Below are 13,456 nucleotides of genomic sequence, written 5' to 3' on the forward strand. Positions count from 1 at the left end.
ACGTTTTTTTGATCCAATGGAAAAAGCCGCGGTCCTGCCGCGGCTTTTTTTTCAGCAACAGGGGGCTCCCATGACAGACGACAACAGCTTCAAGAACAATCCCTTCAAGGCTCTGGAAAAAGGACGGTTCCCGCAGCAGAAAAAGACGGGTGCCCCTGCGGCGCCGGAAAAACGCGGCAAGCGCATCGCGCGCCAGGCTGCCGTGCCTGCGGATGACGCGGACGCCTCCCTGTTCCTGTCCGCCATGAGCAATGTGGAGCGCCAGTCGGCTCACGGCGGTGCGGCCCGCGGTCAGGGAGCGGGGCAGGGCGGCTTTGCCATGGAAGAGCAGTGCGCCATGCCGCAGGTGAAGAAGCTCAAGGAAAAGAAGAAAAAGGGCAGCGCCCCCCACAAGGAGAGCGGAGCCGCGGTCCCCGCAGCTGCCGGAGCTGTTGCCGCACCTACCGGTAAGGCGGATGCGGCCGCCGGGCTGGAAGCTGTGGTGGCGGCCAGTGAGGAAGATGACTTTTTGCTGGCCATGAAGCAGGTGACGCCTCTGCAGGGCAAGGGGCGGGACGTGCCGCCCGCAGTGGCCCAGAGCACGCCGCCGCCGTCCGCGGATACCAGCCTGCAGGATTTCCTGGACGGCAAGCTGGAATTTGCCCTGTCCATGACCGATGAATACATGGAAGGCCATGTGGTGGGGCTGGACCAGATGATCATGAACAAGCTGCGCGCCGGAGGCCTGAGCCCCGAGGCGCACCTCGACCTGCACGGCCTCAATGCCCAGCAGGCTTTCGAGACCCTGCGCGGTTTCATGCGCGGCAGCTGGTACAAGGGCCTGCGGACCATTTTGGTGGTGCCCGGCCGCGGCAAGAACTCCCCGGACGGCGTGGGCGTGCTGCGCGGCAAATTGCAGTCCTGGCTCACCCAGGACCCCTTCAAGCGCGTTGTCCTGGCCTTCTGCACGGCCCAGCCGCATGACGGCGGTCCCGGCAGCGTCTATGTGCTGTTGCGCAAATACAAGAAAAAGGGCCGTGTCTACTGGGAGCGGATGCCCGCTGACGCGGATCTTTACGAATAGACAGCGCTGTACGAACTGCGCTGCCCTTGATGACAGGCATAAAAAAAGGACGTCTTCGGACGTCCTTTTTTTATGCCTGTTTTTTGTTCCCTCAAACGCAGGTATGCAGGCTGCAAAGATACTGGCTTGTCCGGCAAGGCGGAAAGCATATGCCTGTCGGCACAGTTGCAGGAGAGGGGGAGCCCCTTGTCCCTTTGTATCCTGGAGGTGGGCACAGGGGCGCCTGCCGTTTCCGCAAGAGACAGGCAGAGGGGCTGCGCTTTAGTCCTGCTCCCGGGGCGTGTCGTCCTCCAGCAGGACAGCCGCATCTCCGAAACTGCGGACCCAGGCGCGCAATTCCGGTTCGCTGCGGGTGGTCAGGGTCAGGATGAGGCCACCATCTTCGCAGTCCTCGATCTGCTGGTTGGTGGCCCAGATGCGCTCCCGTACATAGTCGGCGGCATTGGGGGATACGCGGATATGGAAAGTTCGCGGTTCGTGCCAGGGCAGGCCAAAGCCGCCATGCTCGTCATCGTCGCGGCTGTAACGGACATGGTCCCCGGTCAGCTCCACGTTCTGGATACGATGGACGGCCAGGGTACAGGGATGTTCGACTTCGAGCCCCTCCTCACCCAGCTGGCCGCCCAGCACATACAGGGCATTGTTCATGGCGGCCATGCGTACGGGGATGAAGCGGTGGATTCGCGGCTCCGCCTTGCCCACGGCTTTGTAGCGGATCCGGCAGACGGTCTGGCAGCGGGCGGCCTGGACGAGGCGCTCGATGGTGTCCGCAAAGGGTGTGTAATTGATGCGCCCCTTGATGTAGAAGGCAAAATCGTCCTGATCCTGGAAGTGCGGATCCGCCATGTGCATGGCCAGGCGCTGGATGGTCCTGTCCACACGCTGCAGGGTCTGTTCCGGCAGGATGCCTCCCGCCATGCGGCGGCACAGGGTCAGAAAGCGCAGCTCCTCGAAATCGAGGCCCAGATGCCCCTTTTCTCCGGGATTCAGGCGATACCAGCGGCGGCGCTGTTCCGTGCCCATTTCCAGGGCGATGCCTACGGCGCTTTCGATCTGTTCCATCAGACGGATGACCGTCTGGGGCGAGCAGTTGAGTTCGCGCGCCAGGTCCTGCTGGAAATGGCGCCTGTTATCGAAGAGCAGCTTGCGGAAAAGACGCAGCAGCTTGTCACCGGTACGGGCATCGGGATCCAGTTTACTGGGCATGACGAACCTCCTGTCCGGCTTATGCTAGATGCTGACATGCCGTGAAGCAAGGCCAATATTGCACAGGCAGGTGTTTTTTTGTAGGTTCTGGCTGTTTTTTGTGACCTGTGCACGGATGCAGGATGATGTGACAAATAAAAGACAATCATTCCTCTTTGTTACAGAATTGTCACAATAGCGTGGTAGGTGTGCTGCCACAGAGCAATTGGTGATCCTGGAAGAGCCGTAAGAGCCTTATGGAGAAAGCTTTCGCCCTCTTGCAGGAATTGGGAAACAATGGTGGAGAGTTTATGAAAAAAACAGGTAATACGCACATTTATCTTTCAGAATTTCTGGGCACCTTCATTTTCCTGCTGTGCGGCATCGGCTGCGTGGGGGCGCTCAAGCTGGCGGGGGCCAGCTTTGGCCAGTGGGAGATCAGCATCGTCTGGGGTCTTGCCGTGGCCATGGGCGTCTATGTTTGCGGCGGTGTGTGCGGCGCGCACCTCAATCCGTCCGTGACCATCGCCCTGGCGTTGTTCGGGGATTTCGATAAGCGCAAGGTCGTGCCCTACATCCTGGTGCAGATGGTGGCCGGTTTCTGTGCTGCGGCGCTGGCCTATGCCATGTATTACAATCTGTTTGCCGATGCCGTGGCCGCCACGGCGGGCGATCCCGCCAAGATGACGGCGCTGGCCGGGATCTTCTGTACCTTCCCCCATCCCAAGATCACCTTTTTCCAGGCCTTTTTCGTGGAGCTGGTCATCACGGCCGTGCTCATGTGCCTGATCTATGCTCTGGTGGATGGCCGCAATACGGCTCCCAAGGGCAATCTGGGCGGCCTGCTCATCGGTCTGCTGGTGGCGCTCATCGGCGCCAGCTTCGGCCCGCTGACCGGCTTTGCCATGAATGCCGCGCGTGACTTCGGCCCGCGTCTGTTCGCCGCTCTGGCGGGCTGGGGCACGGATGTGATGACCGGCTATCCGCTCAACGACAACCTGAGCCTGCCGTACTTCCTGGTGCCGCTCATTGCGCCCATCATCGGGGCCTGTATCGGCGGCTGGATCTACAAGCGCATCATCGTGGTGGCCCTGGATCGCAACGCGGCCGCCGAGGACAAGGCCTAAAGGCCCTGAACGGAGGGGCCGATGGACAGGTGACACGTTCTGCGGTTATCCTGTCACGCAGGCCGGTGCCTGCCGGTCCCCTTTGAACATCACTGGAGAAAAAAGCTATGCAAGGCAAATATATCGTTGCCCTGGACCAGGGTACCACCAGTTCCCGCACCGTCGTGCTGGATCAGGACGTCAACATCGTGGCTGTGGTGCAGCGCGAGTTCCCCCAGATCTACCCCCGTCCGGGCTGGGTGGAGCATGATCCCCGCCAGATCTGGGCCACCCAGAGCTCCACGCTGACCGAAGCCCTGGCCAGCGTGGGCATCTCTTCGGACGAAGTGGCGGCCATCGGCATCACCAACCAGCGCGAGACCACGGTGGTCTGGGAAAAGGATACGGGCAAGCCCGTGTACAATGCCATCGTCTGGCAGTGCCGCCGTACCGCGCAGATCTGCGACGAGCTGCGCAAGAACGAAGGCTTTGAGGAATACGTGCGGGAAAATACCGGCCTGCTGCTGGACCCCTATTTCTCCGGCACCAAGATCAAGTGGATCCTGGACAATGTGCCCGGCGCCCGTGAAAAGGCGGAGAAGGGGCAGCTGCTGTTCGGCACCATCGACACCTGGCTGATCTGGAACATGACCCAGGGCCGCGTGCACGTGACCGACTATACCAATGCCTCGCGCACCATGCTGTTCAATATCCACAAGCTGGAGTGGGACGAGCACATCCTCTCCATGCTGGGCATCCCGCGCTCCATGCTACCCGAAGTCAAGCCTTCGTCCACGGTCTACGGCCAGACCAACATCGGCGGCAAGGGCGGTACGCGCATCCCCATCGCGGGCATCGCCGGTGACCAGCAGGCGGCCCTGTTCGGGCATCTGTGCGTGGAAAACGGCATGGCCAAGAATACCTACGGCACCGGCTGCTTCATGCTCATGAACACCGGCAAGACCGCTGTCAGCTCCAAGAACGGCCTCATCACCACTCTTGCCTGCGGTCCCCGTGGCGAAGCCTGCTACGCCCTGGAAGGTTCCATCTTCGTGGGCGGTTCCGCCATCCAGTGGCTGCGGGACGAGCTGAAGATCGTCAACGATGCCCGTGATACGGAATACTTCGCCAACAAGGCGGAGACCTCCAACGATGTCTATGTGATCCCGGCCTTCACCGGTCTGGGCGCTCCCTACTGGGATCCCTATGCCCGCGGCGCCATCGTGGGCCTGACCCGCGGCACCAACGCCAGCCACATCATCCGCGCCACGCTGGAATCCATCGCCTACCAGAGCAAGGACGTCATCGAAGCCATGCAGGCGGATTCCGGCATCCCGCTGCAGGCCCTGCGTGTGGACGGCGGTGCCAGCGCCAACAACTTCCTGATGCAGTTCCAGTCCGACATCCTGGGCGTCAATGTGGAACGTCCCGCCACGCTGGAAGTGACGGCCCTGGGTGCTGCTTTCCTGGCCGGTCTGGCCGTGGGGTACTGGAACGGCCTGGACGACGTGCGCAACCGCCTGCACATCGAACGTGTTTTTGAGCCTTCCGCGGACAAGGAAAAGCAGGTGCAGCGTTACAAGGGCTGGAAAAAGGCCGTGTCCCGCGCCCTGCAGTGGATCGACGTGGAAGACTAGGTACAGCCTAGGACAAGATTTGTGATGCGCGGTGACCGCCGCGTTGACAGGAGGAAGGGAAGCCCCGGCTTTCCTTCCTCTTCGTTTTATGGGGGGCAGCCTGTCGGGGCTCGACGCGAAGTGGCAGGGCACAGCTATGTGCGTGTGTTCGACCGGCAGTGGCAGGTCAGGTAAACAGGGCAGAGGAGGAGGGCCACTTCCGGTTGGCATATGATGCCCCAGGGCAACCTGATGTCCGTTTGTCGCGCCGGATCGCCACAGGGGGGTGCAGGGTATGGTAGAGGAGTCCCGTGGCGGGAAAGCGGATCGAAGCGGGACAGGGGTACAGAAGGCTCACAGCGGGGAAAAAGAACGATGGCCGTCCGCATCGGGAGGACTGGAGAGGCGAAAGGAAAGACCGTGCGGCCGGTCCAGATGCATGCAAGATGACGCAGGCAGGCTGCAAAGGCTGACCGGGGATAACGTCAGGCCTCTGATGCGGCCCGCCCAAAGGAGGGAGGAAGCGCAGGGTGGCAGTACGCAAAGAGGAGCATGAAAGCGCATCCGGCAGGGGCGTCCGCAGTCAGGCAGAAGCTATGCGCATAAAAAAAGCCCTTGCAGTTTCCTGCAAGGGCGAAATATGGTGGGCCATCAGGGACTCGAACCCCGAACCAACTGATTAAGAGTCAGCTGCTCTACCAATTGAGCTAATGACCCATGATGTCCGCAAAAGGCGGTTGATATCTTGTGGTGGGCCATCAGGGACTCGAACCCCGAACCAACTGATTAAGAGTCAGCTGCTCTACCAATTGAGCTAATGACCCACGATATCCGCAAAAAGCGGTTGGTATCATGGTGGTGGGCCATCAGGGACTCGAACCCCGAACCAACTGATTAAGAGTCAGCTGCTCTACCAATTGAGCTAATGACCCACAAGCGTGGAAACATATGCGATTGTTAGGATGGTGGGCCATCAGGGACTCGAACCCCGAACCAACTGATTAAGAGTCAGCTGCTCTACCAATTGAGCTAATGACCCATCCGCGAAAAAGAGACCTACTCTTTTGCGGCCTCTCTGTCAACACTTTTAAAAGAAAAAAAAAGATTTTATAGTGCCTTCCCAGAGGTATTTGATGAAAAAAACACGGAACTTTGCTGCCCTGATTGGGGTGCTTGTTTTATTTTTGTTTATATTCCAAATAGATACGAGAGAGTCCGCTGCGGCGGACATCGTATCCGTGCAGCCGCATTTTGCTGAAGGCCCTGACGGCATCGTTATGGCTGTGGAGATGGCATTCCCGCAAGGTTACCATGCCTATGCCCATGAATCCGGAGATGCCGGACGCCCGACCACGCTTTCCATCCGTCTGGATGACGGCAGCGGTCTGCCCGTCTGGTATCCGCAGGGCTTCATGCAGCGGGATCTGTTCGATCCTGATGCGACCGTCTACGTTTACGAAAGCCCCACGACCCTGTTCGTCCTTTTGCCGCACGAGGCCCGGCATCGCGGCTTTGAGGCTGTCCTGAGCATGCTGCTCTGTTCCTCGCGCAATTGTCTTCCGGTCTCGCAGACCATCAGCGGCCAGGTACCGGATACCTTGCCCGGATTGGAAGAGGCCCCCTGGAAGGCCCGCTGGGAAGAATTGCGGCGTTTGCCGCCCGTGCTCTCCAAAGGCAGCGCCCCTGTTTCCGGTCTGCCTTTTGCCATGGACGAGGGCGGAGCGGGCGGCCTGAGTGCCGTTACGGATCCGGCGCAGGACCCGCTGGCCGCCCTGCAGGAGGAAGACGGCGAAAAGCCCCTGCCGCCCCCGGACGGTTTTGCCCTGGAGCTGACGCCGCAGTATGCTGACGGCTCTGTGGAGATATCGGGATTCGGCATGGCGCTTGCCGTGGGCATTCTGGCGGGCCTGCTGCTCAATGCCATGCCCTGCGTCCTGCCGGTGCTGACCTTCAAGATCAGCGGTCTGCTGCTCATGGGCGGCAGGGGAGACAAGGAGAGCCTGCGGCGTTTCCGCGAGCACAACCTCTTTTTCTCCGCAGGCATCATGACCCTGTTCACCCTGCTGGCTCTGGTGCTGGGCGCCGCCGACATGATCTGGGGGCAGCTCTATCAGCAGCAGAGCCTGCTGCTGGGCCTGGTGATGCTGGTCTTCCTCATGGGCCTTTCCATGCTGGGGGTCTTCACCCTGCCGGTCATCGACCTCAAGGCCGGTGCCAACAGCAAGAATCCCCGTCTGCAACCCTACCTGACCGGTCTGGTCTCCACCTTCCTGGCCACGCCGTGCAGCGGTCCGCTGCTGGGCGGTGTGCTGGGCTGGGCCTTCACCCAGCCGCTGCTGGTCCTGATGGTGGTCTTTTGGGCCGTGGGCCTGGGCATGGCCCTGCCGTACATCCTGTTCAGCATCTGGCCCCAGCTGGCCCGCATCCTGCCGCGTCCGGGCAACTGGATGAAAGTCTTTGAACGCGTCCTGGGCTTCTGCCTGCTGGGCACGGCCCTGTATCTGCTCTCCATCCTGCCGGTGGAAAAGCATATGCAGGTCCTGTGCGTGCTGCTGGTGCTTTCGCTGGTGGCCTGGCTCTGGGGCCAGTTCTGCGGCCCCGCCTCTCCCCGCCTGCGTTGCCGCATCATCGGGGCCCTGACGGTCCTGATACTGGTGGGCTCCTTCATCTGGGTCCTGCGACCTGCCGCACCGCTGGTGCAGTGGCGGGAATTCAGCCCCGAACAGTTCCAGGCCGATCTGGGCCAGAAAGCCATGCTGCTGGAATTCACGGCGGATTCCTGCCCCAACTGCAAGGTGCTGGAAGCTACGGTGCTGACCGATGAGCGGATGCGCAAGCTGCGTGCGCGCTACGGTATGGAACTGATCCGCGTGGATCTGACGGGCGTCAATGCGTACGGCATCCGCCTGCTGGAGGCCCTGGGCAGCAAGAGCATACCGCTGACGGCCCTGTTCCCGGCAGGCGAGCAGGCTTCGTCCCCGCTGGTGCTGCGTGACGTCTATACGGCCGGGACGCTGGAAGATGCCCTGGAAAAAGCGTTCGGGCAATAGCCTGAGCCGTATGACCTGAAAATGATGAAAGGCCTGTGGTGACGCCACAGGCCTTTTTTTATGGGCTTTCTTTGCAGGTATCCCTGTCTGGCATGGGGGACTTGAGGCCTGGCGAATGATGGATCGCCCCGGAAAGGAAGAGGGCGTTTGCGGCTGCGGCCATTCCTGGGTCGCGAAAGCTGGGGCTTTCCTATGCTCGTGGCGCCAAAAAGGAAGGTTCCGGGCCGCATGATGCGAAAAAACTGGGAAAAATGAAGGCCGGCCCCGCGAGGGGACCGGCCTGAGGAAACGTGTTTGAGGAAGGGCAGGGAGGGGAATGGCTTCCCTCTGTGCGCCGGACGGCGCGCTGGCGGTCACAGATTGTGTCTGTGAGCAAGAAAAGCCCACGGGACCGCCCGCCCAACGATCCGGCAACACTAGCGGACGTGCAGCAAAGCCCTGTTGCTGCGCAGCTGCAGCTCACTGACGATGAGGCGCTCGTATTCGGGGGCCATGGCAAGGTCGGTCTGCATCTGGGTGCGCAGCAGATCTTCCAGCTGCTGGGTCTCTTCCCAGATCTCCAGCAATTCATTGTCGGCAAGCGTCTTCACGCGCTTGTCAAAGGGTTCGTCATCGACGAAAGGCTGGCAGGAGCCCATATCAATCTTCCTGTTTGGCGGTCAGAAAAAAGCGGCGTACGGCCGGGTCTTCGGCCAGCAGACGGGCCATCAGGGCAGCGCCCTGCGGGCCGGGATGCAGGCCATCCTCAAGATCATCCATGTACTCGGGCGAGGCCGCCAGAGCGGCGTGCACATCGGCACAGGGATGTCCCTTGCGGGCACATGCCGTCACATAGACCTCGCAGAGCGAGGCGATGCGCTGGCTCATGGCGGGCTCTTTAACAGGAGGCGGGCAGATAAGCAAGACCGGACCCAGGGCCGAGGCCTGATCCAGCATCTGCATGACCGTGGCGCAGACCTCGTCCACCGGCCGCATCTGGGCAGGAGACATGTCCACCACGCCCGGGCAGAAGGCCAGATGGTTGATGGTGCCGGGGATCTGGCGGGACGCCACTTCGGCCTGCCAGCGGGCGGCGATGTCCGTGGAGGTATGGCGGCGCACGCCCAGATTGTAGAAGGTGGCGGGCGGCATATCGTACCAGCCGGCCTGGGAACCCAGCAGCACAAGGCGGCTGACCCAGCCGCCGGGCATGGCATTGTCATTGACGCCCAGGGTCAGGGAATCACCGAAAAAGAAGAACGTTTCCGTGGTGGAACGGGGAGCCATGATGCCTCCTGATATGAGCAGAACATATTGGGCGGGATGCTTTCCGGCACGATGGCGCGGCCGGAGCAGAGCCGCAAAAAGGGCCTTCCGCAACCGGATGGAGCATCCATCCACGGAAGGCCCTGAAAAGATTCTTTACGGGCAGACCTGGCCGTCCGCGAAATGCTGGGCCGTCTTGCTCAGGCGCAGCAGCGCCCGCAGGCGGGACTCGTCACCCAGTGTGGCGCAGATGCTGGTGCAGAGCAGCAGGGGCGAAAGGTAGCCGTCGCTCCAGTCCAGGCTGAATTCCAGGCTGCCGTCCTCCAGTTCCTTCCAGCGCAGCAGGTGGCGGCGGATGTCGCTGGTACGCGGGCCCTTCTTGGTCTCGCGGGTCAGCATGACGCTTTCCTGGGCGGCGAAGGCCGCAAAGCAGTCGCGTACGGCCGCCAGCGAAAGGCCTTCACCGTCGATGCTGCCGGTGCGCAGGCGGAAGGTCTCGGCCACGGACTGTTCCGTGCGGCGGCTCTTGTCCATCTTTTCCACGCGGATGACGGCCATGCCCGTGGGCAGGGCCGCGGCCAGGCGGGTATGCACTTCGGCAGCGGACATGGGGGTGCGCAGGGTGATGGCGAACCATTCGGCCCGGCTTTCCATGCCCACCGGCAGGGCCCGGCCAAAGGACATCAGCGGCATGGGATGGAAGCCCTGCGAGAAGGCCATGGGCAGGTCGGCACGGCGCAGCGCGCGGTCGAGGATGGCCTGGAGCTCCAGCTGGCTGAGGTAGGAGCTGCCGCCGGTCTTGGTATGCCAGATGCGGTACTGGACGGCCTTGACGGCCAGCTCCGGCGCGATCTGCGGCGGTTTGTTCTCGTGGGTGCGGCAGATGATGCGTCCTTCCTCGTCACGGGCGGGCTGGTGGGCCTGCTGGTCACGCTGGGGGAAGACCAGACGGTTGTGGTGCTCCAGCGGCTGGCCGTCCTCGCCCAGGCTGGCATGGGGCATGCGCGAAGGCCCGGCCTTGGTGTCGCAGGCGCCGCACTGGCGGCAGGCATGGTAGCGGCAGTCTTCCGTGACCTTGCCCGCCAGCGCACGCTCGTATTCGCGGCGCAGGAATTCGGGCGAGATGCCGGCCTCCAGATGTTCCCAGGGCAGGTATTCGTCCATGCTGCGGGCCCGGGTGAATTCGTCGGCGGTCAGGCCGCATTCTTCCAGGGCTTCCAGCCAGGGGGCCAGATCGAAACCTTCGATCCAGCTGGTGAAGATGCCGCCCTTGCGGTAGACCTTTTCCACCACATCGGCCAGACGGCGGTCAGCGCGGGAAAGGATGCCTTCCAGATGGCTCATGGCCGGTTCGTGCCAGCGCAGCTTGAGGAACTTCTGGCCCTTGAATTCGTTGCGCACCACCTGCACACGGCGCTGGATCTCTTCCTGGCTGATCTGTTCCACCCACTGGAAGGGCGTGAAGGGCTTGGGCACGAAGGGCGAGAGCGCCGCCGTGACCTGCAGGCGCGGATTGCCCTTGCCCGCGGCGTCGCGCACCTTGCGGCAAAGGTCGGCGATGGCCTTGAGGTCCTCGTCGGTCTCGGTGGGCAGGCCGATCATGAAATAGAGTTTGACCTGACGCCAGCCGTATTCCAGCAGCTTCTGCACATGCAGCAGCACCTGTTCCTCGGTGACGCCCTTGTTGATGACGTCACGCAGGCGCTGGCTGCCCGCTTCGGGGGCCAGGGTACAGCCCGTGCGGCGCAGGTCGGACATGCGCTGCATGATCTCGTCGTCGATGGAGCCCACGCGCAACGACGGCAGCGAAAGGCTGATCTGTTCCTGGGCGCAGCGGCCCAGCACGCCGTGGCTCAGGGTCTTGAGCGCGGAGAAGTCGCCCGTGCTCAGCGAAAGGAAGGAGATCTCGTCAAAGCCCGTCTTTTTCAGGCAGTCGTCCAGCAGGCCGGTGATGGTGTCCAGCGACCGTTCGCGCACGGGGCGGTAGACCATGCCCGCGTGGCAGAAACGGCAGCCGCGCGTACAGCCGCGGGCGATCTCCAGCGACAGGCGGTTGTGCACCGCGCCGATGGGCACCACCTGGCTGGTGGGGTAGGCCACCTTGTCGAAGTCGGCCACGATGCGGCGCGAGGGCCGGGCGTGGTCGGCAAAACGGGGCTGCAAACGGCCTTCCGCATCCGGCGTGAAGAAAGAGGGGATGTAGACGCCGTGGATGTGGCGGGCCTCTTCCAGACAGCGGTCACGCGTCCAGCCTTCGTCCAGGGCCTGTTCCAGCAGGCGCAGCACGTCGGGTAGGGATTCTTCGCCGTCGCCCAGCACCATCAGGTCGATGAAGGGGGCCAGCGGCTCGGCGCTCAGCAGGGCGCCGCCACCGGCGATGACCAGCGGGCACTGGCGCAGATCCTGCGGCCTGTCGGCCGTGCGCAGGGGGATGTTGCCCAGCTCCAGCATGTAGAGCACGTTGGTGTAGCACAGCTCATGGGTGATGGAGAAGGAAAGGCAGTGCAGGTCACGCAGCGGCGTGCCGGATTCCAGCGTGCCCAGCGGGCAGCCGTGTTGCCGCAGGATGTCGCCTGCTTCGCGTTCCGGGGCCATGACCCGTTCGGCCCACCAGTGTTCGTGGCTGTTGACGATACCGTAAAGGATCTTCTGCCCCAGATAGGACATGCCGACTTCATAGGTATCGGGAAAGGCCAGGCCCACACGCAGGCGAACCTGGGCAGGGTCTTTGTGGCAGGCGCCCTCTTCGATACCGGCGTAGCGGCTGGGGCGGGGCAGAATGGGGAGCAGTGCGCGCATAAACATCCCTGTTGTCTGGATACAAAAAAGGGCGGCAGATGCCGCCCCGGAAACCTGATGGAAAACGGGCTACTTGATGAGGCCGCTGCCGGTCTGCACGGAGGGACCGAAGCTCAGCTTGCCCAGGCCGCCGGCCACGGTGAGGTTGGTGCAGGCTTCGATGTACTTGTCCTGCAGTTCCTTGGGGGTGTCGGCGTAGCGGTACAGGAAGTGACGGCCTTCCAGGGTGCCGGTGAAGTTGGGCTCGAAAGGATAGCCGTAAGGCAGGAGCATCATCTGCATGCCCTGCTGGGTGGGGATGCTCTGCAGGCTGGCCACTTCGTTGAGGCAGTCTTTTTCGGCGTCGTACTTGCCGATGACCATTTCGCCGGTCACCAGCTTCATGAGGCGGATATCGTAAGCCATAATGTCTCCTCGCCAGCATGGGGCCGTATGACGGCCGGACATGCGGAAGTCTCTGAATTTTGCTCCAAATAGGTAGGCGCTGAAAGGCCGGGTGTCAAGAAAATTTCTGTTGCCTTGCGTCCTGAAGTGACTAGACTGCTGCGCATGGAACACAGCAAAAAACTCGACCTCAGCATCTCGGCGGCGGACCTGGAACGCATCGAACAGATCCTGGACTATCATTTTTCACGCCCGGAACGGGTGGCCCTGGCTTTGACCCACAGCTCGTGGGCCAATGAGCACGGGCTGGGGCAGGCGCACAACGAGCGCCTGGAGTTCCTGGGCGATGCCGTCCTTGAACTGTGCATCTCGTGGGAGCTGTTCACGCGCTTCCCGCAGGCCCGCGAAGGCGACATGACCCGTGTGCGCTCCCAGCTGGTGGGCACCACCAGTCTGGCCCAGCGGGCCCGGGAAACGGGTATCGACCAGCTGCTGCGCCTGGGGCGCGGCGAGGAGCGGCAGGGCGGTCGCAGCCGTGACGCCGTGCTCAGCGACGTGTTCGAAGCCGTGCTGGCCTCCGTGTACGAAGACGGCGGCTATGCCGCGGCCCAAAAGGTCGTGGCCCGCATCTTCGGCACGCTTCTGGACGAGGTCTGTGTGGGCAAACCCAAGACCAAGGATTTCAAGACCAGTTTGCAGGAACGCTCGGTGGCCCTTTTCCACGATCGCCCCGTCTATACGACCCTGGCCTGTGAAGGCCCGGAACATGCCCGGCACTTCACCGTGCAGGTCTCCCTGCCCTCGGGGCAGCAGTTCACGGCCACCGGCACCAGCTGCAAAAAGGCCGAGCAGGAGGCCGCCCGCCTGGCATTGTGCGCGCTGGAGGCACGGGGATAGGCTGCAGCGCGGATGTTTTTTGAGGGGGGAAGGGAACCTTTTGGCTGGCGCACAAAAGGTTCCCTTCCCCCCTCAAGCTCCCCCCATCCCTCCCAAACGCGCTTTACTATG

General features: G+C 62.4%; 10 protein-coding genes and 4 tRNA genes. 5 read left to right on the forward strand and 9 right to left on the reverse strand.

Translation table 11 applies throughout. The features are described 5' to 3' along the window. The first annotated feature begins 70 nt into the window (after window positions 1-70). A complete protein-coding gene (locus Q4I12_RS09225) occupies window positions 71-1,063 on the forward strand; it encodes a Smr/MutS family protein (RefSeq protein WP_297159862.1) in 993 nt (330 codons plus the stop codon). 261 nt (window positions 1,064-1,324) lie between these two features. Here the strand turns inward: Q4I12_RS09225 and Q4I12_RS09230 are convergent, their stop codons facing one another. Next, window positions 1,325-2,269, reverse strand: coding sequence for a helix-turn-helix transcriptional regulator (locus tag Q4I12_RS09230; protein WP_204625240.1), 945 nt, complete (start codon window positions 2,267-2,269; stop codon window positions 1,325-1,327). 290 nt (window positions 2,270-2,559) lie between these two features. Here Q4I12_RS09230 and Q4I12_RS09235 point away from each other — a divergent pair, with 290 nt between their 5' ends. Next, the gene (locus Q4I12_RS09235) at window positions 2,560-3,375 is read left to right on the forward strand and encodes an MIP/aquaporin family protein (protein ID WP_204625241.1); all 816 of its coding nucleotides are present in this window, start codon (window positions 2,560-2,562) and stop codon (window positions 3,373-3,375) included. A 107-nt stretch (window positions 3,376-3,482) separates the two neighbouring features. After that, window positions 3,483-4,991 (forward strand): glycerol kinase GlpK, encoded by a 1,509-nt coding sequence (gene glpK / locus Q4I12_RS09240; protein WP_302261397.1) that lies wholly within the window; start codon window positions 3,483-3,485, stop codon window positions 4,989-4,991. 620 nt (window positions 4,992-5,611) lie between these two features. Here the strand turns inward: glpK and Q4I12_RS09245 are convergent. The 4 genes from Q4I12_RS09245 to Q4I12_RS09260 form a co-directional block, all read right to left on the reverse strand. After that, window positions 5,612-5,687 (reverse strand) — tRNA-Lys (locus Q4I12_RS09245). Between the two features lie 31 nt (window positions 5,688-5,718). Beyond that, window positions 5,719-5,794, reverse strand: a tRNA-Lys gene (locus tag Q4I12_RS09250). A gap of 32 nt (window positions 5,795-5,826) precedes the next feature. Then, window positions 5,827-5,902, reverse strand: a tRNA-Lys gene (locus Q4I12_RS09255). Window positions 5,903-5,933: 31 nt separating this feature from the next. Beyond that, a tRNA-Lys gene (locus Q4I12_RS09260) sits at window positions 5,934-6,009 on the reverse strand. 199 nt (window positions 6,010-6,208) lie between these two features. Here Q4I12_RS09260 and Q4I12_RS09265 point away from each other — a divergent pair. Then, window positions 6,209-8,020, forward strand: a complete 1,812-nt coding sequence (locus Q4I12_RS09265; protein WP_302261398.1) for a protein-disulfide reductase DsbD family protein — start codon at window positions 6,209-6,211, stop codon at window positions 8,018-8,020. A 416-nt stretch (window positions 8,021-8,436) separates the two neighbouring features. On the opposite strand, the gene Q4I12_RS09270 is transcribed toward Q4I12_RS09265, so the two are convergent. The 4 genes from Q4I12_RS09270 to Q4I12_RS09285 all read right to left on the reverse strand — a co-directional run bounded on the left by Q4I12_RS09270 (window position 8,437) and on the right by Q4I12_RS09285 (window position 12,469). Continuing rightward, entirely contained in the window at window positions 8,437-8,658 is a 222-nt protein-coding gene (locus Q4I12_RS09270; protein ID WP_040369113.1) for a hypothetical protein, read from the reverse strand. Window position 8,659: 1 nt separating this feature from the next. Next, entirely contained in the window at window positions 8,660-9,286 is a 627-nt protein-coding gene (locus Q4I12_RS09275; protein WP_300705934.1) for a GDSL-type esterase/lipase family protein, read from the reverse strand. A 135-nt stretch (window positions 9,287-9,421) separates the two neighbouring features. Then, window positions 9,422-12,064 (reverse strand): TIGR03960 family B12-binding radical SAM protein, encoded by a 2,643-nt coding sequence (locus Q4I12_RS09280; protein WP_302261399.1) that lies wholly within the window; start codon window positions 12,062-12,064, stop codon window positions 9,422-9,424. 69 nt (window positions 12,065-12,133) lie between these two features. Continuing rightward, on the reverse strand, window positions 12,134-12,469 hold the full coding sequence (locus Q4I12_RS09285) for a hypothetical protein (RefSeq protein WP_040369116.1): 336 nt from the start codon (window positions 12,467-12,469) through the stop codon (window positions 12,134-12,136). A gap of 144 nt (window positions 12,470-12,613) precedes the next feature. Here Q4I12_RS09285 and rnc point away from each other — a divergent pair, with 144 nt between their 5' ends. Beyond that, window positions 12,614-13,345: a ribonuclease III gene (gene rnc, locus Q4I12_RS09290; RefSeq protein WP_302262101.1), complete on the forward strand. Its 732-nt coding sequence runs from the start codon at window positions 12,614-12,616 to the stop codon at window positions 13,343-13,345. The last annotated feature ends 111 nt before the right edge of the window (window positions 13,346-13,456 follow it).

The sequence above is a fragment of the Desulfovibrio piger genome (assembly GCF_951793255.1).
GTDB lineage: Bacteria > Desulfobacterota > Desulfovibrionia > Desulfovibrionales > Desulfovibrionaceae > Desulfovibrio.